The organism is Salinimicrobium aquimaris, assembly GCF_035607535.1.
GTDB lineage: Bacteria > Bacteroidota > Bacteroidia > Flavobacteriales > Flavobacteriaceae > Salinimicrobium.
Map to the genome: position 1 here is coordinate 214,453 of NZ_JAYDZX010000001.1, position 21,707 is coordinate 236,159.

Annotated in this window: 24 protein-coding genes; 7 read left to right on the forward strand and 17 right to left on the reverse strand. The window is 41.8% G+C overall.

Annotation, left to right across the window (positions count from 1 at the left end; translation table 11 throughout):
- Positions 1-49 precede the first annotated feature (49 nt).
- Positions 50-811: an MBL fold metallo-hydrolase gene (locus VR862_RS00980; RefSeq protein ID WP_324719068.1), complete on the forward strand. Its 762-nt coding sequence runs from the start codon at positions 50-52 to the stop codon at positions 809-811.
- The gene (locus VR862_RS00985) at positions 811-1,308 is read left to right on the forward strand and encodes a hypothetical protein (RefSeq protein WP_324719069.1); all 498 of its coding nucleotides are present in this window, start codon (positions 811-813) and stop codon (positions 1,306-1,308) included. Before VR862_RS00980 ends, VR862_RS00985 begins: the two co-directional genes overlap by 1 nt.
- Here VR862_RS00985 and VR862_RS00990 read toward each other — a convergent pair.
- From VR862_RS00990 to VR862_RS01025, 8 genes are all read right to left on the reverse strand, one after another.
- Positions 1,305-1,967, reverse strand: a complete 663-nt coding sequence (locus tag VR862_RS00990; RefSeq protein WP_324719070.1) for an alpha/beta hydrolase — start codon at positions 1,965-1,967, stop codon at positions 1,305-1,307. The genes VR862_RS00985 and VR862_RS00990 overlap by 4 nt on opposite strands.
- Positions 1,967-2,293 carry a DUF4870 domain-containing protein gene (locus tag VR862_RS00995; RefSeq protein WP_324719071.1) on the reverse strand — a complete coding sequence of 109 codons (327 nt, stop codon included), beginning with the start codon at positions 2,291-2,293 and terminating at the stop codon, positions 1,967-1,969. The genes VR862_RS00990 and VR862_RS00995 overlap by 1 nt, the downstream gene beginning before the upstream one ends.
- Positions 2,294-2,328: 35 nt before the next feature.
- Complete coding sequence (locus tag VR862_RS01000; RefSeq protein ID WP_324719072.1) at positions 2,329-3,600, reverse strand: dihydroorotase; 1,272 nt, start codon at positions 3,598-3,600, stop codon at positions 2,329-2,331.
- A complete protein-coding gene (locus tag VR862_RS01005) occupies positions 3,597-5,522 on the reverse strand; it encodes a BatA domain-containing protein (RefSeq protein ID WP_324719073.1) in 1,926 nt (641 codons plus the stop codon). Before VR862_RS01005 ends, VR862_RS01000 begins: the two co-directional genes overlap by 4 nt.
- A 36-nt stretch (positions 5,523-5,558) precedes the next feature.
- Entirely contained in the window at positions 5,559-6,737 is a 1,179-nt protein-coding gene (locus tag VR862_RS01010) for a sensor histidine kinase (protein WP_324719074.1), read from the reverse strand.
- A gap of 92 nt (positions 6,738-6,829) precedes the next feature.
- A complete protein-coding gene (locus VR862_RS01015) occupies positions 6,830-7,594 on the reverse strand; it encodes a TIGR02757 family protein (RefSeq protein ID WP_324719075.1) in 765 nt (254 codons plus the stop codon).
- Positions 7,595-7,629: 35 nt separating this feature from the next.
- On the reverse strand, positions 7,630-8,289 hold the full coding sequence (locus tag VR862_RS01020; RefSeq protein WP_324719076.1) for an ABC transporter ATP-binding protein: 660 nt from the start codon (positions 8,287-8,289) through the stop codon (positions 7,630-7,632).
- Between the two features lie 15 nt (positions 8,290-8,304).
- A complete protein-coding gene (locus VR862_RS01025; RefSeq protein WP_324719077.1) occupies positions 8,305-10,740 on the reverse strand; it encodes a DUF5916 domain-containing protein in 2,436 nt (811 codons plus the stop codon).
- A 110-nt stretch (positions 10,741-10,850) separates the two neighbouring features.
- On the opposite strand from VR862_RS01025, the gene msrA reads away from it, so the two are divergent.
- Both msrA and VR862_RS01035 read left to right on the forward strand, forming a co-directional pair.
- Entirely contained in the window at positions 10,851-11,402 is a 552-nt protein-coding gene (msrA, locus tag VR862_RS01030; protein ID WP_324719078.1) for a peptide-methionine (S)-S-oxide reductase MsrA, read from the forward strand.
- A 46-nt stretch (positions 11,403-11,448) separates the two neighbouring features.
- Positions 11,449-11,757 carry a hypothetical protein gene (locus VR862_RS01035; RefSeq protein WP_324719079.1) on the forward strand — a complete coding sequence of 103 codons (309 nt, stop codon included), beginning with the start codon at positions 11,449-11,451 and terminating at the stop codon, positions 11,755-11,757.
- Between the two features lie 66 nt (positions 11,758-11,823).
- Here the strand turns inward: VR862_RS01035 and VR862_RS01040 are convergent, their stop codons facing one another.
- From VR862_RS01040 to VR862_RS01075, 8 genes are all read right to left on the reverse strand, one after another.
- A complete protein-coding gene (locus VR862_RS01040; RefSeq protein WP_324719080.1) occupies positions 11,824-14,097 on the reverse strand; it encodes a TonB-dependent receptor in 2,274 nt (757 codons plus the stop codon).
- A gap of 47 nt (positions 14,098-14,144) precedes the next feature.
- A complete protein-coding gene (locus VR862_RS01045; RefSeq protein ID WP_324719081.1) occupies positions 14,145-14,462 on the reverse strand; it encodes a hypothetical protein in 318 nt (105 codons plus the stop codon).
- Between the two features lie 2 nt (positions 14,463-14,464).
- Entirely contained in the window at positions 14,465-14,782 is a 318-nt protein-coding gene (locus tag VR862_RS01050) for a DUF6787 family protein (RefSeq protein ID WP_324719082.1), read from the reverse strand.
- 64 nt (positions 14,783-14,846) lie between these two features.
- On the reverse strand, positions 14,847-15,272 hold the full coding sequence (locus VR862_RS01055) for a DUF6146 family protein (RefSeq protein ID WP_324719084.1): 426 nt from the start codon (positions 15,270-15,272) through the stop codon (positions 14,847-14,849).
- A gap of 4 nt (positions 15,273-15,276) precedes the next feature.
- Complete coding sequence (locus tag VR862_RS01060; RefSeq protein ID WP_324719085.1) at positions 15,277-15,894, reverse strand: DUF937 domain-containing protein; 618 nt, start codon at positions 15,892-15,894, stop codon at positions 15,277-15,279.
- Between the two features lie 119 nt (positions 15,895-16,013).
- Positions 16,014-16,964, reverse strand: a complete 951-nt coding sequence (locus VR862_RS01065) for a D-2-hydroxyacid dehydrogenase (RefSeq protein WP_324719086.1) — start codon at positions 16,962-16,964, stop codon at positions 16,014-16,016.
- A 15-nt stretch (positions 16,965-16,979) separates the two neighbouring features.
- Positions 16,980-18,044: a 3-phosphoserine/phosphohydroxythreonine transaminase gene (gene serC / locus VR862_RS01070; RefSeq protein WP_324719087.1), complete on the reverse strand. Its 1,065-nt coding sequence runs from the start codon at positions 18,042-18,044 to the stop codon at positions 16,980-16,982.
- 98 nt (positions 18,045-18,142) lie between these two features.
- A complete protein-coding gene (locus tag VR862_RS01075; protein ID WP_324719088.1) occupies positions 18,143-19,222 on the reverse strand; it encodes an acyl-CoA reductase in 1,080 nt (359 codons plus the stop codon).
- Between the two features lie 63 nt (positions 19,223-19,285).
- Between VR862_RS01075 and VR862_RS01080 the strand changes: the two genes are divergently transcribed.
- A complete protein-coding gene (locus VR862_RS01080; RefSeq protein ID WP_324719089.1) occupies positions 19,286-19,636 on the forward strand; it encodes a 4Fe-4S dicluster domain-containing protein in 351 nt (116 codons plus the stop codon).
- Positions 19,637-19,726: 90 nt separating this feature from the next.
- Here VR862_RS01080 and VR862_RS01085 read toward each other — a convergent pair whose 3' ends face one another.
- The gene (locus tag VR862_RS01085) at positions 19,727-20,155 is read right to left on the reverse strand and encodes an FKBP-type peptidyl-prolyl cis-trans isomerase (RefSeq protein WP_324719090.1); all 429 of its coding nucleotides are present in this window, start codon (positions 20,153-20,155) and stop codon (positions 19,727-19,729) included.
- A 286-nt stretch (positions 20,156-20,441) separates the two neighbouring features.
- Between VR862_RS01085 and VR862_RS01090 the strand changes: the two genes are divergently transcribed.
- Positions 20,442-20,891 carry a 3D domain-containing protein gene (locus VR862_RS01090; protein WP_324719091.1) on the forward strand — a complete coding sequence of 150 codons (450 nt, stop codon included), beginning with the start codon at positions 20,442-20,444 and terminating at the stop codon, positions 20,889-20,891.
- Positions 20,892-20,901: 10 nt separating this feature from the next.
- Positions 20,902-21,669: a phosphatase PAP2 family protein gene (locus VR862_RS01095; protein WP_324719092.1), complete on the forward strand. Its 768-nt coding sequence runs from the start codon at positions 20,902-20,904 to the stop codon at positions 21,667-21,669.
- Positions 21,670-21,707: the final 38 nt, after the last annotated feature.

Here is a 21,707-nt window from a genome sequence, read left to right on the forward strand (position 1 = left end):
AGGGCTAAACAAAAAAATAATACTTAGTTTTGTGGTAAATTTTAGAGCATTGAAAGTAACATTTTTAGGTACAGGAACATCACAGGGCATTCCGGTTATTGGTAGTAAACATCCGGTCTGCAAAAGTGAGGATCCTAAAGATAAAAGGTTACGGGTTTCGGTCCTGGTACAGGTTGATGATCTCAATATCGTCATAGATTGCGGGCCCGACTTTCGGCAGCAAATGCTGAGCAATCCCATCGACCGCCTCGATGCTATTCTAATAACCCATGAACACAGTGATCATACAGTAGGGCTGGATGATATTCGCCCCTTTTTTTTCAAGCAGGGCGACATTCCTGTTTATGCACATGAGAGGGTGATGAAATCCCTTCAAAAGCGATTTGATTATATCTTCTCTGCAGAAAACAAATATCCCGGCGCGCCAAGTGTACATGAGAATATCATTACCAATAAAGCTTTTAAAGTAAAAGGTGTGCAGGTAGTACCTGTGGAGGTGATGCACAACCGGGTGCAGGTATTTGGTTTCAGGATTCGAGATTTCGCCTATGTGACCGATGCCAAGACGGTGGAGGAGGAAGAGGTTGCAAAGCTTAAAGGGGTGGATGTACTGGTCGTCAATGCCCTTCGTAAGGAGCCGCATCATTCTCATTTTAATCTGGAAGAGGCACTGGAGTTCATTCAAAAGATCAATCCAAAAAGAGCATATTTAACCCATATAAGTCATTTGCTGGGATTCCATGAGGAAGTGGAGGCCGAGTTGCCATCCAATGTTTTCCTGGCTTATGATAACCTTCAAATCGAGATCTAATGCGCAAGAGCATATTACTGTACCTATTTGTTTTTACAGCCTTATTAGCTGTTTTTTTCTACGTGAATGGCAACAAAAAGATCCAGTCACAAGAACAGGAACTGGAAACTTTAAAGGAGAAAGTAAATGATCTGGAGGTTGATGCCGAAGCTGCTGCTGCAAGAAATACTCCGGAAGAAACCTTTACTCTTATATCAAATGAAGAAGCTCTCACTTACCTTGAGAACAGAGGTTTTGATCCCATACAAGTGGCGGCAAGAGTAGAGGAGGAGCTAATAAGCCGGAATAAAGCCGATGTTGATAATGACCTTGTACCTTACGAAGGGATGAACGGTCCTTTCCGGGTCAATAAGGTTAAATTACTTAACCACAAATGGGCCATTGCCAGTTTTACAGACGGTACTTACTGGGGGGAACTTTTAATAAGCTTTGAACTGGACGAAGCCGGAAGCCCGGAAATCACCACCGAAAAAGCGGTGCTTTATCCGCGCAACTAAAGATGTTCTATCAACCACTGGTTCAATTCCCGGAAGTTCTGCGGAGCCACTCCGTGACCTACAGGAAATTCTGAATACTGGTTTTCTATATTTAAGGAATCCAGGAAAGGCTTGGTCATTCGTGCCCAGGCCACCGGGATCACCTGGTCGGCCGTCCCGTGAGAGCTATAAACAGAGAGGTTTGAAAAATCCCTTTTTTGGAAACCTTCTTTGATGATGTTTTTATTGATGTATCCACTCAGGCCAATGACATTCTTTATTTTTTCGGGGTAGGAGAGGGCAACTGCAAAACTAAGGATGCAGCCCTGGCTAAAGCCTACGAGGGTAACATTATTGGGATCCACAGGATACTTTTCCTCAACCTCCTCCAAAAACTGAACGATCTTTTCTCTCGAGATCACCGCCTGATTGTCATCACTAAACTTGCCATCGCTACTGCCCTGCCAGTGAATGGCATACCACGCATTGCCATAAGGTTGCATAGGATATGGCGCCCTAACAGAAATGATGAATAATTCATCGGGCAGCTCTTCAGCAAAAGAAAAAAGATCTTCTTCATTACTGCCATAACCGTGCAGCATGATAAGCAAAGGTGCTTTCTCTACAGGTTTTTTGGGTTTTCTAACAAGGTGGTGAAGAGTGAAGGTATCTGTGTCCATTAATTTATTGTGCTAAACCAGTTTTGAAATTGTCTTCCCAAAATCGGGACTTCGTTTCTTTCACCCTGTATTGCAGCAATTATACCATAACCCCAAAGAACGATAATAAATAAGTAGAAGGGTGCCGAAACGAGCCAGGTGTCAAACCAGGAAACGATGATCCCTAAAAGGTAAAATGTGATATGAACTCCCAGTGCCTGTCTAATATGAAAGGATGCAAAAGGATTTTTGGTGTCGTTATTAATAAAATAAGCAATAATGGTCCCAATGATGGTTAAATATGCCACAATTGCTGCTGTTTTTCCCTGGTTGGCTACGCTTTCCATGATGCAAGGTTTGTGTGTATAAAATTACAAAAAAATCATTGCTTAGCTTCCGATTCTGGACTAAGGAATTCCTCACCTACAAGGATCCCGTAGACTTTTCCTTTAAGCTGTTTTCCCAGAAATAAGCTGTTTTGAGACGAGCTGTAAATATGCCTTTTTTCGAAAGTGTATTCCACATCGGGATCGAAAAAACTGAAGTTTGCGGGAGAACCTTCATCAATTGGATTCTCACTTAGATTGAACCTAACTTTTCCTGACGTAAGTACCTTAACCGCAGTCTTTACTGTGAACAGCTGAAGTAAGGCTCCCAATGCCGACTCCAAGCCTAAGCTGCCAAAAAAAGCATTATCGAACTCCACTTTTTTATGCTCAATATCCATTGGAATATGATCTGAAGTAACCATATCAATAGTCCCGTCTTTTATCCCTGAGATCAGGGCTTTAACGTCCGACTTTGTCCGCAGCGGAGGAAGTACTTTTGCATTGGTGTCAAATTCACTGAGCACTTCATCGGTAAAGAACAAATTATGTATTGCCACACTACAGGTCACATCCAGGCCCCGTTCTTTTGCATCTCTAATGATCTCTACAGATTTTGCAGTAGAAATGGTTGGGATATGTAATTTTCCGCCGGTATATTCCAGCAGGTAGAGGTCGCGGGTGATCTGAAGTTCTTCAGCAAGAGCGGGAAGTCCTTTAAGCCCCAGTAGCGTACTGTTTTCATGCTCATTCACCTGCCCGTTAAGGGCGATCCGGTCTTCCTGTGGAAATGACATGACCAGTCCGTCAAAATTCTGGGAATATTGAAGTGCCAGCTTCAGCAGGTTTGGATTAGAAATAGAATGTTTAAAATCTCCAAAAGCCACAGCCCCGGCCTGTTGCATGTCATAAAGTTCGGCCATATCCCTGCCTTCACTCTTGCTGGTAAGCGCACCAATTGGCAACAGGGTGACAGGTTGCCCTTCAGATTTCTTTAAAAGATAACTTACCACCCCTTTATTGTCGGTTACAGGATTGTTACCGGGATTGAGAGCAATGGCTGTAAAACCGCTGTAGCCAGCTGTTTTGAGTCCGTTTTCCAAGGTTTCCCGTTCTTCATACCCCGGTTCCCCAAAACTCACACTACTATCGAACCAGCCCTGGGAAACATGAAGGTTTTCGAAATTGATCTCAAGATCTGGTTTCCGGGTCTTTATAGTGGGAGCAATTTCTTTAATGATCCCGTTCTCCACGAGAATGTCCATGACCTTGTTGTTATACGGACTTTCATTATCAATGATCTTGGCCGACTTAACCAGTATTTTCATTTGAGGAATTTTAGAATAAGCATTTCAGTGAGTAAGAAAAACAGAGTAAAAATAACAAACCATTTCCAAAGGCTCTCAACTTCATTGGCCGATTTGATCTCAGAAAAGACCTGCGGAATAGAGGAGTGGACGGTAACGCCTTCCCGTTCCTCTAATTGATCCTTTATGGGGTCATTTTCAGTTCGGGAAATATTAAAGCTTAGGGTTCTTAAACTGGTGGATTCCTGCAGAACATCATAATGTCCCGGTGCCGCGGGCAGATCCTCCAGTACAAGTTCAACTTTATTCTGAAAGCTTTGCTGCTGCGGAATAAAAGGGGTTTCACCAGAAGAGAGCTTCAGGATCTCATCTTTCTGAAGATTCGCCTGAATACTAATCCTTTGAGTTCTTCCCAGGAGATGATACAATTGGGGCATTGAAACAGCCATATTTCCAATGTTGTAAAAAGTGGGAACAATAAGAGGTGCATTCCTGAAATTTGAATTTTCTCTGTTAAGGCTTGAAGTGAATACGAAAACATTGTCTTGCTCATAAAGGAACGGTAGGCCATTTTGATATTTTAGAATACTACTGTTCACAGCATTTACGGGAAACGATCGTTGAACCCTGGGATATTCAAAATTCCTGATGGTTTCACTAAAGACATCCCGGTATAACGGGTGCTCGAATATGATATCTGTGACCAACATTTCCTCCTCATTTGCGGCTCCAAACAATGGAAGTCCCAAACTCCTGAAAAGCAGGTTATACTTCTGAGTATCTGCTTCGGTTGAAGGAATTATCACCAGAAAGACCTGTTCCTCCTGTAGCTGCTCCAGAGTATTTACAAGTGCAACAGGGAGGTTTTTAAGTTGATTCAATACAACGAGATTTGCCTGTGATAACAGGTTATAATCCAGGTTGTTTTCAGAAAAGATATTGAGTTCAAAGTCAGGCGCACTGTAGATCCGCTCGAGGTAATCTGCTTCAGAATCTCCCAAGAACACTACTTTGACAGGTGAGTTCTCATTGATGCTGAAGTAAAGCCGGTTGTCAAACTGCAGCCCGTTGTCTTCAACCTCAATTCTTCCGTAAGGGATCGCGCTGGGTTTTAAGCTGAAAGTGGTAACTTCTTTAAGATCCTCTTCCAGCGCAACTGTCTTCCTGGCCAGCATTTTTTGGCCTTCATATAATCCTACAGAAATTTCCTCCCTCAATTCCCCGGTGCCCGAAAGTGCCACACTCAGCACCACTTCATCAATACTCTTATTAGAAACCCAGGCCGAGTCAACTGAAATGTTATTTTGATTCTCCGGCAGGAGGTGTACGAGATGGGTCTCAACCTCACCTGTTAAATTGTCAAGTGAGTCGTTAAAGTGTTGAAAATCGGAAATAGCAATGAAATTCTTTTGAGTATTTGGGGATCCTTTGAATAAGTTTTGTGCTTTAAGCTCCACTGCTCTCCGGGACAATTCTTTGGAAGAAAAATTCTTGTCCTGCAATTTTTCCCGAAGATCTTCAATCTTTACCTCCCGGTATTCTTCATTATTGGTAAACAAACTGACAGTTTCCTCTTGTGGAATATTTACCAGAAGATCCTGAATGCTTCTTCTTAATAGAATTCCATTTTTTCCTCTCGCCTGCATGCTGTAGGAATCATCCAGGTAGATCACGGTTTCCATTTCCTTAATCTCGCCGGAAGTAGGAGGGAAATAGGGTTGAGCAAAAGCAAGAACAATGCAGGCGAGCATAAGAAGTCTCGTACAAAGGATGAGAAACTTTTTTAGGCGGGAACTCTTTCTGGTTTGAGAAACTGCTTTTTGAAGAAACTTTACATTGGTGAATTCTGTGGTCCTGAACTTTCGAAGCTGGAAAAGATGTACCAGGATTGGTATCAGCAGTAAAAATAAAGCATAAAGGAGTTCAGGATGTTTAAAGTACATGCTCGGGCATTCTTTTGTCAAATATAAAAAAAGGCCTTAGCAAGACCTTTTTATTTGAAACTTAAAATTGCTGCCTATGCCCGGTTCAGACTCTATTTGAATATTGCCTCCCATGTGAGTCAGCAGTTTTTTAACCGTTGCCAAACCTATTCCGCTTCCGGGATTTCCATCACGGTCATTTAGATCAAGGGTGGTGAAGAGGTCAAAGATCTTATCAAATCTTTCCTCCGGAATTCCATCCCCGTTATCCCGAACTTCAAATTCATAGAATTCATTTGAAGCGCTAAAAGTTATCTCTACCGTCCTTTTTTGTTTGTGATTGTATTTGAGAGCGTTGCTTATCAAGTTCATAAAGATCTGAGTAAGAGCAGCTTTATTTACCTTTTTAAGCACCCCGTTTTCAGGATAAATTATTTCAACATCGGGGTTAACTGTGTAAAGGTTGGTTATAGTTTTAAAAAAGTCGTGTAGATTGACATCTTCCTCTCCATTTTCCAGAATTCGTTCACTGCGATAAAATACGAGCAATCCATCGACATAACTTCTAAGGCTGTGGGATGCCTGGGATAGAAATTCAATGTACTGCCGGGCTTCTTCATCGAATTTCCCCTCATTCTCCTCCTTAAGTAAATCAACAAGAGAAATAATATTGGCCAGGGGCGATTTTATATCGTGGGAAACCACACTGGCAAATTTCTCGAGTTCTCTGTAGCGCTGTTCCAAATCCTGTTGAACCCGCTGGAACTGATTGTTTTGCTTCTTGAAAGCTATTAAGGTGAGGATTTGGTTCACCAGGAGTTTTAAAGAGCGTTTCTGGTTCGAATCCAGATCCTGATCTTCGGGGTCAAAAAGGGCAATTACTCCCAGTTTTTCTCCTGTTTCGGTAATTACAGGAACGGCGATGAGGCTCTCGTGTTCCATGCCCGAAGTAAGAAGATCCTCTGGACCAAAAATGTAGATCTCATCATTTTCAAGCACCTGTTCCCATAGGGTTGCATCTGTATTAAATTCTTCAGGAGGGGAGCCGTAAGTGCTATTGATCCAGGTTTTTCCATTCTCCAAAACTACCAGTGCAGAAACTTTAGCCCTTACGATTTGGCAACAAAGAAAAAGCAGGTTGGAAAAATCTTTATCTGCCGAAGTCCTGAGAATATGAAACTCTTCGGGAGCTGGGTGCTGCCGGCTTTCACTATTCCGAATTTGGGAGTCGGGCATAAAATTAACCTTAGATGTAGTTAAAGATATTAATTGCTCCTAATAAAATTGAAAATTCCCTGAAATTTTTTGAGAAAGTTCCTACAAGCTGACTAATATTTCTCAAAAACTCCAAGTCCAAAAAGGGCAAAATCGTACTTCACGGGATCTATAGGATCCAGCTTCCGCAGATAAGTATCCAGCTCTGCCAAAGCTTTGGCATTGTTCTGTTTACGCTTTAGAAGTCCCAGCTTGCGCGCCACATTTCCGGAATGCACGTCAAGAGGGCAGCTCAATTGGGCAGGAGAGATCTTGTTCCATATTCCAAAATCCACTCCGGTATTGTCATTTCTCACCATCCAGCGCAGGAACATATTGATCCTTTTCGCAGCCGAGTTTTTCATGGGATCACTAATGTGTTTCTGGGTCCTTTGTTCATGTGGCAGCTCGAAGAAAATTTTTTTAAATTCATGGATTGCAGGCTGTAAACTCTTCTCAGTTGAATTGTTGCTGAAAATAGTTTCCAGACCATCATAGTCCCTGTAGATATGCTGAAGTGCCTTTATAAAATAGATTAAGTCTCTTCCATTGAAAGTGCGGTGCACAAATGATTCAAGCCGTTCGAGATCACTATCGGAATGCTGCATCACAAAACTGTAGGGAGCCCGGTCCAGAAGATCCATCAGGGAATTAGCATTTTTGAGAATGCTTTTACGGTTTCCCCAGGAGATAATAGCGGTCAAGAAACCCGAAATTTCTATATCTTCCTTCCGGCTGAAAAGGTGCGGGATCTGAATAGGATCCGACTCTATGAATTGCGGAGTGTTATACTGTTTAACTTTAAAATCCAGAAATTCCTTGAGCTCTTTTCGAGTCATATCAAAGTGCAATTTTGAAATTTAACCCCGGTCTCCTAAAGGATTTTCCCGTCCACCATGGTCAGTTTTCTGTCGGCCATGTTTGCCAGTTCTTCATTGTGGGTCACGATCACGAAGGTTTGGCCAAATTCCTCCCTAAGATCGAAGAACAGCTTGTGCAGGTTCTCTGCAGATTCACTGTCGAGATTACCGGATGGTTCATCGGCAAAAATTACCCCCGGGTTATTGATGAGGGAGCGGGCCACCGCAACACGCTGCTGCTCACCACCACTCATTTGGGCAGGTTTATGATCGGCGCGTTTGGAAAGGCCTAGAAATCCCAAGAGTTCTTTAGCTCTTTTTTCGGCTTCAGATTTGGAACGATCGCCAATGAAAGCAGGGATACAAATATTTTCCAGCGCAGTAAATTCCGGAAGCAGCTGGTGAAACTGAAAAATAAAGCCGATATTACTATTTCTGAATCTTGCCAGTTCTCTGGAATTTAAAGCGTAAACATCCACATCGTTCACCCGCAGAACGCTTTCTTTATTCCGATCGGGTCTCTCCAGGGTTCCGAGGATCTGGAGCAGGGTAGTCTTTCCGGCACCCGAAGCCCCAACTATGGAAACAATTTCACTCTTTGGAATATGCAGGTCCACTCCCTTTAAAACATGCAGGTCATTATAGCTTTTGTGAATGTTTTTCGCTTCTACCATAAATGCAATATTAACCTAAATAGTATTTTTTATAGTGTTATAATCCAAATAATATACAAGCCGCAGGGAAAGATTATGTCTTGCAGGTTCATTAAACAGGTTTTCAAGACTTTCCAGGTATACCAGTTCACTTTGATTATCGAGTTTGAAGATCGAATTCCGGTAAAGCAGGATCATTTCACTTCCCGGAGCAAACCTCCACTGGTAGCTTAGGTCAAGGTTCCAGATGTTGAAGTTCGCATCGGGATCATTCTCCTTATCGACCTCATAATTATATGGTTGTAGCTCTCCATTGTCCTGTAAAGCTGTGAAACTTTCGTTTTCAAAAGTTGCCGAAGACCAAAAATTCCGGAAACTAAGGCGCAAGGCTTCGCGGGTATTAAAATTGTAGCTGCCCTGCAGCGAATTTTCAATACTCTGCCTGTGACGGGTGCCAAAAATGACATTTTTGGGAAGTAAAGCTACAAAGCTTTCCCGGGCATTTTCCTCCATAAAATCAAAGGAGTAAATAAGCATAAGCTTGTTGTTTACCCTAAAGCGGGGACTGAAGTTAAATCTCAGCTGGTTATGTGCTGTGCCCAAATACTTATTGTAGTTAAGGCGGGAGTCAACTGCAATCCTTTTTCGGTAATCTGAAGAGATCCACGCTCCGCCCGAAGCATTCTCGGGGTATTGGACAAAGGAATTATCTTTTCGGGGCTCAAAAAAGTCTTTAAAAGGAGTACTGTAATTCACAGAACCTCCAAAAGCAAATCGGGTAGTGGTAACCCCAAAGAAACTTGAGCCAATGTTGGTAGTAACGGCTATATCGGGATCATATCGCCGGTGATGATTTCCCTGAAGCCGAATATTATACCGGTTAAAAATTCCTTTAGGTTCAAAGATCCTGTAGGAAGTATCCCAGTAAAAATTGTTGTAGTTGTTGAAGAAGTTTACTCCCAGGTCATTGATGTCATAAGTCTCATTAGCGAATTCGTGAGAAATACCATACCTGAATTTCCCCTTGGTCCTCGACACTCCAAATTCTGAAGCAAAGCCCGTCTTATTACTTTCAGAATAATTGACCCGACTCATCTTTGCTTCCCCCGAAAAGTTGAAGGAACTGTTTTTGTTGAAAACGTCAAAAAGAAATCCGGTAACATTGCCGTCCCTAAAATGACCTTCTCGGGTAACATTTGTATTGATAATGGAAACAGAGGATTTTTGATCGAATTGTTGATCGAGCACAAAAATGTTATAGTTAGCAAAAGGTGCTGTCACCAATTCCCTTTCTTCATCTGTTACCCTGTTATAAAACCTGGCCTTCTGCCTTTCGGTAATGGCATTAAAGAACCCGATTCCAAGACCACCGGTAGTTCTTCCTGAGATCTTTAGGGCATTCAGCAGATTTGTGGTTTCAGGATTTTCCACGATGTCTTCATTCTCCAGCCGTGCATCCTGGACTTCATTGAATCCAATAGGAGTATCCCCAATTCGGCGGGAATAAAAGAGATCACCTTTTGTAAAAAGTTCTGTGCCTTCAGTAAAAAAAGCCCTGTTCTCTCCAAATACCTGTTCAAAAGGCCCCAGGTTTAGTTCTACTTCGTCATATGCCGTCTGGCCAAAATCGGGAATAAGAGTAGCATCAAGAGTAAAGGCGTCATTAATACCATATTTGATATCCATTCCGGCATTAAAAGCAGTAGAAGTTTCACTGTCAAAGTGATTGACCTCACCCGAAACATAAGGATAAAAACTCAGGCGGACTGGAGCGTCTATGTCTCTTATGCCCTTAAGCAGACCATTATAGTGAGTAAATTCTCCTATAGATTTATCCACATAATTCCATACGTAGATCTCATTGAGGTGTGTGATATTACGGCCCATTTGGATGCTCCAAAGTTGTTCCTCCTCATCTGGAAATCTTAAGGCTGAGTAAGGAATCTCCATTTCAACATACCAGCCTTTGGAATCCAATGAAACTTTTGCATCCCATACCGCATTGAAGGCGTAATCTTCATCTTCCCTTTTCATTTTAGCATCGGCAATGGTGCCAGCAGAAGTTACATAGAACCTTGTTTGGTTTTCCCCGTCATTGTAGGTGTTGATGTCGATAAAAAAGTGGTCTGCAGTGGGAATGTTATCCCGCTGGGCAAAGTCCCGTCTTATTTTCGAAGGAGTGGAATCGTACAGGTAAGCAGCCACATAAATTGCCTGATCACTATAAACAATTTTCACTTCTGTGCGGTGGGTATTTCGGGAAGGCTCCCCGTCGCCGGGCTCTATCATCACAAAATCTGTGGCAACAGGAACATCCTGCCAAACATCTTCATTGAGAACTCCATCTATTACCGGCTTTTCTTCAAATCTTGTCGCTGAATAGATTTTTTTCTGCTGAAGTTCTTTTTGCTGAGAAAACAGGGATCCTGTAATTATGAAGAACAGAAAAACCAGCAGATGTTTTGGGAGCATGAGATGTGATAAAAAAAGCGGCTTATTACTTGAATTGCAATGTTACGAAATCCTGAAATTTTATAATTGGAAGGTTCGTTGTTTTTCCCTATTTTTTGAAAAAAGAAAACATGGAAGAACAACAATTGGAAAAGGCGACTCTGGCCGGAGGATGTTTTTGGTGTACCGAAGCAGTATTTCAGCGGGTAGAAGGGGTGAAAAAGGTAACTTCAGGCTTCACGGGCGGTAACATAAAGAATCCGCCGTACCGGGAAGTAGTTACAGGCAGAACGGGGCATGCCGAAGCAATCGAAATAGAATTTGATCCAAATATTGTCACTTTTGAGGAACTACTGTACATATTTTTTGCTACCCATGATCCTACCACTTTAAACAGGCAACAAAATGATGTAGGTACACATTACCGCAGTGCGATCTTTTATTATACTGAACAGCAAAAAGAAACAGCCGAAAAAGTGATCAAAGAACTGGAAGAGCAGAAGACTTTTAAAGATCCTATAGTGACCGAGGTTTCCCCTGCCGGGCAGTTCTATGTAGCCGAACAGGAACATCATGATTATTACAATCAAAACCGCAATCAGCCGTACTGTAGAGTGATCATTGATCCCAAGGTTCAGAAATTAAAACATACCTTCTCCAAAAAGGTCAAAAGCGAAGCCTGATAAAAATGGCACTTTTCTTGTATTAGAAAAGGAAAAAGCAAAGCAAATGAATTCAGATAAAAAGAAATTATTGATCAAAGGACTTGTTTATGATGCCATTGGTATGGCTAGTGGAGCAGTTCCCCTGGTTGGCGGATTCCTCGATTTATTATGGGCTCCTTATGCCGCTAAAAAAATGAGCGCCATGTATCCCGGTAAAAAAGGAAAATTGGCCTCTGTTTTAGTATTTTTGGAAGAGATACTTCCTTTTAGTGATGTTATTCCAACCTTTACTTTAATGTGGCTTTACACCTTTGTATGGCAAAAAGGGGAAGATTTTGGGCAACTGCGTCCAATTCCCGTAAGAGCAAAATAATAGAATTTCGATATAAAAAAAGCCGGTTGATTTTTCAACCGGCTTTTTTATGCTGTAGAAAGTTCTCTAGAACTTCACTCCAACTCCCAGGGAAATATTTCTTCCCATGTTTGGGATACCTTCAGGTTTTAATCTCGAAAGATGTGAAATGTAAGTTTTATCAAGAAGATTTGTTCCGGTAAGCCTAAAGTTGAGCTCCATTGAATTTAGTGCCAGAGAAGTTCCCACCCCGGCATTGAGTAGAGAATAACCAGAAGTTTCTGTCTCAAAGAGGCCTGTTCTTTCCTGATCAAATACAGATTTTAAGCTTAGACTTGCATAACCGTTTCTAAAATTCTTACCCTCAGGTAATTCGACCCAGATAGTGTTCAGGACAGACTGGGCTGGAATAAGCGGGAGGTGATTTCCGTTATCCTGTTCCCCGATCACAAGTTCATAATTGCTTTCAATGTGCAACCAGTCCAGGGGATGAGGGTGAATGTGTAGTCCAATTTCTCCTCCATAAAGCTTAGCATCATTTTGCAGATATTCAAAAACAGGATTTTCATCCATAGTTCCTCCGGTTGGATTCAGAAAAATATAGTTGTTGATGGAATTATAAAAAGCATTTGTTGAGACTTCAAAATGCTGGTTTCGGTATTCGAGGGCAAGATCCAGCTGGTAATTCTGTTCATTGTCCAGGTCCCGGTTTCCTATTTCAAACCTGTTGGTGCCGTGATGGCTTCCGTAAGAGGTCAACTCGGCCAGATTGGGAGCTCTAAAGCCGGTGGCAAGGTTCAATCTGGAAGTGAAGTGGGAGGTAAGATCCACCTTTACTCCAAAAGCCCCGTTATAGCTGTTGAATTCCCGCTCAAGAGCCGGAACCTCAGTTTCTAATTCGTGGTTTTCATAACCATTTGCCGAGATACGCCTGAAGTCGTAACGAAGCCCTGCCTGGAAATCTATTTTTTCGAGATGATAATGTGTGGTAGCCAATATACCGGCATCTGTTGTGGTAGCATCGGGAATAAGGATCTCTTCGGCCAGATTGGTATTGGTCTGAAACATTCCCTGTACCCCGATAATGGTTTCAAACTTACCATGGGCCGGGAAATTATATTTTAGATCATAATTGAAGGTCTCAAGATGCATTTCGAGTGCGGGTTCTCCTTCGGAGTGCCCAGGCTCTTCTTCATGTTCCTCCTCATGTTCTTCTTCCTCATGCTCTTCGTCTTCATGGTGTTCTTCAAATTCCTTGCGGTTATTAAAGAGATAACCAATTTTAAAGTCAAGGCTGGAGTCATTAAAATAGAACGAATTCTCGAGGCTAAGGATGTGATTGTCTACCTGTTGATAAGGTTCCATTTTGCTTTTGGAAGTGGTCTGTGCTTCTATTCCTTCAGGAATTCCAACAAAACTGCTGTTCAAATTATATCTCAGGTCTCCTTTATAAGAGTCATTGCGGAATCCCACCCCGCCTTTAAGATCATACTCCGTAAAACGGGTGTTCGTAACCCGCTCACCCGCTCCGGTCTCATAGTCACTAAAGGAGCCAAAGTTTCCTCTTAAAAGGTAGCTGAAATTTTCACCTGAAGATTTGATTCCGGCGTTAGCCTCAAAGCCTTCAGTATTCGAATAGTAGGTAGTTTCTGCATCGACAATGGTAGAATCTGCCGGGGCATATCGCTCGGGATTTAAGTAGAGCACCCCACCCAGAGCATCACTACCATACAAAAGGGATGCAGGACCTTTTATTACTTCAATACTTTCAATTCCTGAGCTACTTAATCCCAGCCCGTGTTCATCCCCAAATTGCTGATTCTCATATCTTACTCCCTGAGCATATACCAGCACCCTGTTGGAACTAAGACCGCGAATGACAGGCTTTCCTATTCCGGCACCTGTGGTAATGGTCTCCACACCTGCTATTTGGCTTAAGCCATCAGTAAGTCTGTTTCCTCCTGTCCGCTCAAGGTTTTCCATAGTTACACGTTCCACCTTCATTACGTTCTCACTTTGAAGTTGATGAAAAGGCGTGGATACGATCACTTCTTCCATTTCAATTGCAGTAGGGGAGAGTTCAATCCGGATCTCTCCGTCTTCGGGAATGTTTGCTTTGACTGTTTTTGTTCCGTAGCCAAGGGATGAAATTATCAGGGTGTAAGAACCTTCAGAAAGATTTTGAAAAAGGAATTCTCCCGAAAGGTCGGTAATTGCAGCACGTTCCGGCTTTTGAAGCTGTACCGTTGCTCCTATAACAGGTTGGTTGGAGTCTGAATCTATTATTTTACCATTCAGCGAATATTGGCTAAAGGCATTAGAGACCACCAATAGTAGTAGTCCAAAAATGATATTTTTCATGGATATTTTTTAATACGTATTAAACTGAAAAGATGTTTTTCGAATGATCACACCGAAGCAGGGGGTGCCCTAAGCGAAAAATGCAGTTTTTGAAACGTATTTAAAAAATCATATGTTCCCTGTACGGGAAGAACCTCTACTTCTGGTTCAAATAAAGACCAGGATTGTAAAGGTGGAAATGAGAAAAGGTTTTGCTGAATGTGGAGAATATCACAGTCTACCGTTTTCTGGTGAAAGTGAGATTCCGCATAATGATTACAGGTGTAGTGCTGGTGTCCGGAAAAAACGTGCGCAAGATCTACTGCCGAAGGGAAGAGGATCAATCCTGAGAACAGGACCAGGAACATTTTCTGCCAGAGCTTCATGGTTACTTCAAAATTTTGGCAAAACCAAGGCGTGAAAGCATGTTCTTTTCAAATTGCCAGAAAAACCTGAACTGTCCAAAGACCCAGCCATAGCCCACGAGTAATACCTGGTAGACCGGAAATACCATAAGAAGACGTAAAGCATGATAGCTTACTCCACCCCAAATGTCTGAAGAAAAACTCGTGCGGGTAAGCCCAATAAATTCCAACACCGGTTTTGCTACAAATAGAGACGATGAACCGGTAAGTCCAAATACTATGAAAATAATTAAAATTTGCCAGTTGGATGAAATTCCCCAGCGTTGCTTCAATTTGTTCATGGCGCAAATATAAAAAAGAAAATCAACAAAATCCTGAGATTAAGGGGCATTCTATTTTGCTGAATTACAATCGCGTAGGAACCGAGAAGCGTTGGTTGTACTTTCGGGAGAGGTAAACAAAATAGTTATAGAGCTTGTAGTTGACCTCATATCCATAATCTATGTTGGGATCATAGTTTATTTCCATTTCATAGATGTTGGGATTGTAAACCTGGGGCTGCTGTACCCTGTAATTGTAATCATTAACTAAAAATCTGTTCTTGTTTTCAAGGTAGTTAAGCGAATAATATCCTTCAGGGCGGGCAATAGAATTGATAAAATAAGAAAAGCCGGGATCTATTATGATGATCTCATATTCAAGACTATCATTGGCTATTCGCACCGTATCATTTTGTACCATGTCCTCACTAACCTTCATGTCCCGGCTGCGGGTGGAGGAACAGCTGTAGATGAACAGCCCCAGTATCACTATAATCAGTAAATTTCTCATTTATCTATCCCTTAAAGAAATCGCCTAAACCTTTAGACTTGTCTTTACCTTTATCACCAAAGATCTTGCCAGCAACATCATTTGCAATTTTTCCTCCTTTGTCAGAATCCATGAATGTTTCCAGCATGGACTGGTCGTGGGAAGAATTGGTTCCCAGTACAGATCCTACCAGCTCAGAGATTCCCCCGCTGCTGTCAATATTTTCTTTCCGCTTCTGTTTTCCCAGTAGTCCCATGATCACGGGAGCAGCCATTTGAAGGAGTTTATTCACTTTTGAGGCATCCATTCCTATAGCTGATCCTACTGCGGAAGCAATTTTTGACTGGCTACCACCCAACACATGACCAAGAATTCCTGAGCCTTCACCCATAAGATCTGAAAGGCCTCCAATCCCGATCTTGTCCAGCACCGAGCCGTCGTGTTTTTCTTTACCCAATTCCTTATTGAGATTTTCTGCGCCTTCAGGATTATCGGCGTTCTTCTTCATTGCGCTCATGATCATTGGCAAAGCCATCCCCAACGCAGATTTTACCTTTTCGGGAGATTCATTTACCTCTTCACTTGATTTCTGAATGAATTCTTTTCCTTTTGCGGTATCTAAAAAGTCTAATATTGAAGCCATTTTTTTTCTTTTTAATTTACAAAAAATGCAGCGTTGTGCTAAACCGTCTTCAGGTTTTAACCAAAAAAAATGCTTCCTTTAACAGAAGCATTTCCAAAATTGTCATTTTTGAGTGGTTTTTATTTCAGGACCTTGATGATCTCATGAGCAAGTTCATAACCAATCCTTTCCTGTGCTTCGTTTGTAGCAGCTCCAATATGCGGACTAAGAGAAACTTTACCATTCATAAGCACTTTAATTGCCGGAGAAGGTTCATGTTCAAAAGTGTCCAGGCCGGCAAAGGCGACTTTTCCGCTGTCGAGAGCTTCCACAAGGGCAACCTCGTCAATGACACCACCGCGCGCCGCATTGATGATCCCAACGCCATCTTTCATTTGACCAAATTCTTCCCTGCCAAGAACAGGTTCCTTTTGTGATGGCACATGAAGGGTTATAAAATCTGAATGTTTAATGAGCTCTTCAACTGGTTCGGTCTTGATAGGAATCTTTATTTCCTGATGGTTGTAGAACTCGAGGGTGATGAGAGCTTCCCCTTCAGTTCTGTCACTGGCAATGACTTTCATGCCGATACCCAAGGCAATTTTTGCCACTTCGCGACCAATACGTCCAAAACCAATAATTCCCAGAGTCTTGCCCCGCAATTCCCTACCGCCTGCATAATTTTTCTTCAGCTCTTTAAACCGGGAATCTCCTTCAAGAGGCATGAGACGGTTAGCATCGTGCAGATATCTTACCCCTCCATAAAGATGTGCAAAAACAAGTTCGGCTACTGAAGCCGAAGAGGCCGCCGGGGTATTAAAAACATGTATCCCTTTGCTACGTGCGTATTCCACATCAATATTATCCATGCCAACTCCCGCACGACCAATGATCTTAAGATCGGGGCATTCATTGATAATATCCTTTCGAACTTTAGTGGCACTGCGCACTATGAGTCCGCTAATTTTATTTTCCTTTAAATAATTGGATAATTGTTCCTGAGCTACTTTAGTAGTAATAACTTCAAATCCGGCTTCCTCGAGTTGCTTTTTGCCGCCCGGAGCAATGCCGTCGTTTGCTAATATTTTCATTCTAAGAATTATTGTTTAGGCTTTTCTTTCCAATTCGCTCATTACATCGACCAGCACTTGTACACTTTCCAGAGGAAGAGCATTGTACATGGATGCACGGTAACCCCCAACGCTGCGGTGGCCATTTAAGCCATTAATGCCGGCTTCTTTCCACATGGTATCAAACGTTTCCTTTAAATCGTCATTGACTAGATTAAAGGTAGCATTCATGTTGGACCTGTCTGCCTGATCTGCATAACCTTCAAAAAGAGGATTGATATCGATCTCTGAATATAAAAGATTGGCCTTCTTTTCATTTTGTTCCTCTACGCCTGCGATTCCGCCGTTCTTTTTAAGCCATCTTAAAGTAAGCATGGAGACATAAACGGCATACACTGCCGGAGTATTGAACATACTGGCCTTGTTGAGATGTACACGATAATCCATCATGGATGGAACCGAACGATCTACTTTCCCAAGGATATCTTCCTTAATTACGACCAGTGTCGTACCTGCAGGTCCCATGTTCTTTTGTGCGCCGGCATAGATAAGGTCAAATCTTGAAAAATCCATTTGGCGTGAAAAGATATCACTACTCATATCACAAACCACAGGTTTGGGAGTATTGGGAAACTCTTTTATCTGGGTTCCATAGATGGTATTGTTACTCGTGCAGTGAAAATAATCAACATCTGAAGGAATGAAGTACCCTTTTGGGATATACTTAAAATCCCTGTCGGCCGAGGAAGCTACTTCAGCAACCTCTCCAAAGAATTTTGCTTCCTTGATCGCCTTGGTGCTCCAGGTACCCGTATTGAGGTAAGCAGCTTTGGTCTTTAAAAGATTGTATGGTGCCATGAGGAATTGCAAACTGGCTCCTCCCTGGAGGAATAGTGCCTTATAGCCTTTTCCTTCCAATCCCAGAAGCTCCAGCGCCAGGCTGCGGGCCTCTTCCATTACATCTACAAAATCTTTGCTGCGGTGGGAAATTTCCAGGATGGATAATCCTGAGTTATTGAAATCTAATATTGCCTGTGATGCCTCCTCAAAGACTTCCTGCGGAAGAATACAAGGTCCGGCACTGTAATTATGTTTTTTCATACTTGTTTTTTAACAGTTACAAATATGGGAAAATCATAGGCAAATACTTGTTACTAAAATGATAATTTAGCCGATTTTTCAGGTGAAAATTAGAATTTTCAAATTTTTTGGGTTAAAAAAGCGAGTGTGTCAACATTATCTGCATAATCCCACAAACCGGGGTGCTGCGTCTGACCAAAACCAACTTCATTTTCATAAACTCCATTTCCCACAATGCACTGGATCTCATCTTTTCTGGTATTCAAATCCTTTTTCAAAGCATCCAGATTCTCATACCTTTCATAGAATAGAGTTGCAATGGGAGAGCTAAGGGATTCGTCTTCCTTGAGGATCAAAAACCCATTCTCGAGCAGTTTAAACTGACTCATTAGATAGACCGCCTTGTTGTAGTCGTAGTTGTTGGCATACTTTGCCTGGTTTATAATAGGATTCCAGCTGTATATAGCCTCAAAAAAGGCGTTAAAATCATAATCTTCAGGAACATAAAGCTTGGAAACATTTCGACAACCCAAGCCATAATATCTAAAGATGTCTTCGGCCAGGGCAGAGAGTTCTTCAGGAGTTTCTTCTCCCGTGAGAACAGCTACAGAATTCCGGTTCTTCCTGATTATAGAAGGCTTTCCGGCGAAATAATATTCAAAGTATCTCGCAGTATTATTACTTCCGGTAGCAATAACAGCATCAAAATTTGTCATTTTTGAAGCCCCGTCTTTGGAGTCGGGGAGAAGTTCTATTTTTTCTTTCCATTCCGGGGCAATGGCTTTAAGATAATCGGCAATTACAGGAAATAAGAGCTTGTCGTTTGACGATTGTTTAACCAGAACCTTATGACCACTGACCAAAACGGAAATAAAATCATGAAAACCTACTAGTGGTATGTTTCCGGCCATGATTATTCCCACCGTCTTTGGTTCCACCTCCTGAAAGTTGTATTTGGAAAGCCATTTTTGGAGGTTGTCTCTTGTAAGGGCTTTACTCCATTGCTCAAGGGAAAAAACTACATTTTCGAGAGTAAACCAACCATTATGGTGTACAGCCTGCTCAATTCTGTCTTTTAAAAGATCAAAATAAGGATCATTTTGCGGCAGGTTATCATCCTTTTCAAATCCCGATCTTTTGAACTGATTTAAAAACCGGCCAAGGCTTTCCAACTTTTCTCTGCGCTGCTCGATTGTCATCTCCTTATTTGTTTAAGAACTGTTTTGGCTTTAAATTTGTGCAAATTTAGAATAAAAAAAGCTATGGCAATTATAATAACCGACGAATGCATCAACTGTGGCGCGTGTGAACCCGAATGCCCTAATACAGCTATTTATGAGGGGGCAGACGACTGGAGATATGCAGACGGTACAGATCTAAGTGGAGATGTGGTTCTTCCCAATGGAAAAGCAGCAAATGCAACCGAACCTCATGAACCGCTTAGCGATGAGATCTATTATATAGTACCCGATAAATGTACAGAGTGTGTTGGATTCCACGAGGAACCACAATGTGCTGCGGTTTGTCCTGTTGATTGTTGTGTTCCCGATCCTGCCAATGAAGAAACCCAGGACCAACTAATGGCGAAACAAAAGTTCATGCACCACGAATAAAGGGATCCAGATTCAGAAATCAAGATTCTTCACAAATAAAAAAGGCCTGCAAATTTTGCAGGCCTTTCATTTTATGGAAGAAAAGATCGATTACTTGATCTCTACCACTTCAAGGTCGAAGATAAGATCTTTTCCTGCCAAAGGATGATTTCCATCAACAACAATAGTATCTTCTTTTACTTCTTTTACCACAAGATTCATCTCGCGACCGTCGGGGCTTTTTGAAACAAGTCCCATTCCCGGTTCCGGCTTGATCTCGTCAGGTAACTGGCTTTTGTCTACTTCCTGGACCAATTCTTCTCTTGGAGCTCCATAAGCTTCTTCGGAAGGAATTTCAATGGTTTTTTTCTCATTCACTTTCATGTCGAGTAAACCTTTCTCAAATCCTGGGATAAGTTGTCCCTGGCCCATAGTAAACTCAATTGGTTCTCTTTCCAAAGAACTGTCAAAGATTTGTCCATCGGTTAGTTTACCGGTGTAGTGTACTCTTACAGTGTCATTTTGTTTAACCTGACTCATAATAAATGTTTGTTTATCAATTAAAATATTCTGGAAATGGAAATCAAACAGAAAATAAAAAGGAAGGACCTTAACAGCGCTGAGAAATATCTCATTTCGAAGGCGCAAAGGTACCATTAATAAGATGGACAGCCAAAGAATGAGCCGTTTAGTGTGAAAAAGATAAAAAATTGTGCAGCAGCTGAAAATAATCAGCAAAAATTTGAGTTTACTTGCATAGCTTTATTTTCTCTTAAAGGAGGGTTAAGAAAGCGTCCTTTTATTGTTTAATGCTCAATTTTTTACTATGTTGGTTATCATGTTCTCTGCAAAAGCAATTTTAAAGTTATTGGTGTTTCCGTTGATCTTCGTTGGTGCTTTTGAAAGTTGTAAGGAAATGGAGATGGAAAAGTACAACTTTGAGGATTGGCAAAAGATCACAGTAACTGCTTCTGCATATAATTCGCTCAAGCGCCAGGGAGAAGGAAACCCGGTAATTACAGCATGGGGGGATACCCTGCAGCCGGGAGTGCAATCCATTGCTGTCTCCAGGGACCTTCTAAAAAGAGGACTTGAATATAAAACTCCTGTAAAGATCGAAGGATTTGAAGGGGTTTTTATTGTAAATGATAAAATGCACCCAAGATGGAGAAACAAAAGTGACATCTACATGGGTGAGGATAAACAAAAAGCCCTCAAATGGGGGAGAAGAAAAGTAGAAATTGCCTTCCCTGCAGAGGAGGAGCCGGGAGGATAAAATCACATACATGGTACAGATCACGAAGAAGTACATCAATAATTTTGTTGAATTTTTCAAGCGACACGTATCCAGGAGCCATCCCGACTTTCCTTTCTACCTGTTAATTTTCTTTGCCCTCGTGGTATTCGTTATTGGAACCAACCTGTTTGTAGAACTTACAGAAGAGGTACAGGGAGAAACCATCGATGCCTTTGATACCCGGGTGACCGACTATGTCACTTCCTTTAGAACCCCGGCACTCAATAACTTCTTCCAGTTTGTCACAGATCTCGGGGATGTCTATGCCTACATAGTAGCTACGACTTTGGCCGCCATATTTTTCTTCTTTAAGCTAAAAAATAAAAAATTCATCCTGCAATTACTTGGGGTGCTTATTCTATCGGCCTTAGCCAATATGGCTCTTAAGGAAGCATTTGACAGGGCACGTCCTACCATTGAGCATATGGTGGTGGTCAAAACTCTTAGTTATCCCAGTGGACATGCCATGAGTGCAATGGCCTTCTACGGCTTTCTCATTTACCTGGTATTCCACATTAAAATGAGCAAATGGCTTCGCATTTTCCTAACGCTGCTTTTTTCTGCCCTCATTTTCTTTATTGGTTTAAGCCGAATTTACCTGGGAGTACACTTTCCTTCAGATGTAGTTGGCGGGTTTACGGCCGGGCTTATCTGGATCGCTTTCTGTGTGGTGCTCTTCAATATTATTGACCTGTTACGCCAAAGAAAAATGCGGTACAATAAAATGGAAGAGGAGGAGAACCTCGAAACCGACTAGCAATTCTTATTTTTTTGTTAGAACCAATCAGCTTCTGG

Bases quoted from the DNA above. Each gene is read 5' to 3' on its own strand.
- VR862_RS01055 (WP_324719084.1), bottom strand. From the start codon at position 15,272: ATGAGAAATTTACTGATTATAGTGATACTGGGGCTGTTCATCTACAGC.
- VR862_RS01060 (WP_324719085.1), bottom strand. From the start codon at position 15,894: ATGGCTTCAATATTAGACTTTTTAGATACCGCAAAAGGAAAAGAATTC.
- VR862_RS01005 (WP_324719073.1), bottom strand. From the start codon at position 5,522: ATGTACTTTAAACATCCTGAACTCCTTTATGCTTTATTTTTACTGCTG.
- VR862_RS01040 (WP_324719080.1), bottom strand. From the start codon at position 14,097: ATGAAAAATATCATTTTTGGACTACTACTATTGGTGGTCTCTAATGCC.
- VR862_RS00990 (WP_324719070.1), bottom strand. From the start codon at position 1,967: ATGGACACAGATACCTTCACTCTTCACCACCTTGTTAGAAAACCCAAA.
- VR862_RS01080 (WP_324719089.1), top strand. From the start codon at position 19,286: ATGGCAATTATAATAACCGACGAATGCATCAACTGTGGCGCGTGTGAA.
- VR862_RS01050 (WP_324719082.1), bottom strand. From the start codon at position 14,782: ATGAACAAATTGAAGCAACGCTGGGGAATTTCATCCAACTGGCAAATT.
- VR862_RS00985 (WP_324719069.1), top strand. From the start codon at position 811: ATGCGCAAGAGCATATTACTGTACCTATTTGTTTTTACAGCCTTATTA.
- VR862_RS01010 (WP_324719074.1), bottom strand. From the start codon at position 6,737: ATGCCCGACTCCCAAATTCGGAATAGTGAAAGCCGGCAGCACCCAGCT.
- VR862_RS01020 (WP_324719076.1), bottom strand. From the start codon at position 8,289: ATGGTAGAAGCGAAAAACATTCACAAAAGCTATAATGACCTGCATGTT.
- VR862_RS01025 (WP_324719077.1), bottom strand. From the start codon at position 10,740: ATGCTCCCAAAACATCTGCTGGTTTTTCTGTTCTTCATAATTACAGGA.
- VR862_RS01000 (WP_324719072.1), bottom strand. From the start codon at position 3,600: ATGAAAATACTGGTTAAGTCGGCCAAGATCATTGATAATGAAAGTCCG.
- VR862_RS01035 (WP_324719079.1), top strand. From the start codon at position 11,449: ATGAATTCAGATAAAAAGAAATTATTGATCAAAGGACTTGTTTATGAT.
- VR862_RS01065 (WP_324719086.1), bottom strand. From the start codon at position 16,964: ATGAAAATATTAGCAAACGACGGCATTGCTCCGGGCGGCAAAAAGCAA.
- VR862_RS00995 (WP_324719071.1), bottom strand. From the start codon at position 2,293: ATGGAAAGCGTAGCCAACCAGGGAAAAACAGCAGCAATTGTGGCATAT.
- VR862_RS01085 (WP_324719090.1), bottom strand. From the start codon at position 20,155: ATGAGTCAGGTTAAACAAAATGACACTGTAAGAGTACACTACACCGGT.
- VR862_RS01090 (WP_324719091.1), top strand. From the start codon at position 20,442: ATGTTGGTTATCATGTTCTCTGCAAAAGCAATTTTAAAGTTATTGGTG.
- VR862_RS01075 (WP_324719088.1), bottom strand. From the start codon at position 19,222: ATGACAATCGAGCAGCGCAGAGAAAAGTTGGAAAGCCTTGGCCGGTTT.
- VR862_RS01015 (WP_324719075.1), bottom strand. From the start codon at position 7,594: ATGACTCGAAAAGAGCTCAAGGAATTTCTGGATTTTAAAGTTAAACAG.
- msrA (WP_324719078.1), top strand. From the start codon at position 10,851: ATGGAAGAACAACAATTGGAAAAGGCGACTCTGGCCGGAGGATGTTTT.
- VR862_RS01045 (WP_324719081.1), bottom strand. From the start codon at position 14,462: ATGAAGCTCTGGCAGAAAATGTTCCTGGTCCTGTTCTCAGGATTGATC.
- VR862_RS01095 (WP_324719092.1), top strand. From the start codon at position 20,902: ATGGTACAGATCACGAAGAAGTACATCAATAATTTTGTTGAATTTTTC.
- serC (WP_324719087.1), bottom strand. From the start codon at position 18,044: ATGAAAAAACATAATTACAGTGCCGGACCTTGTATTCTTCCGCAGGAA.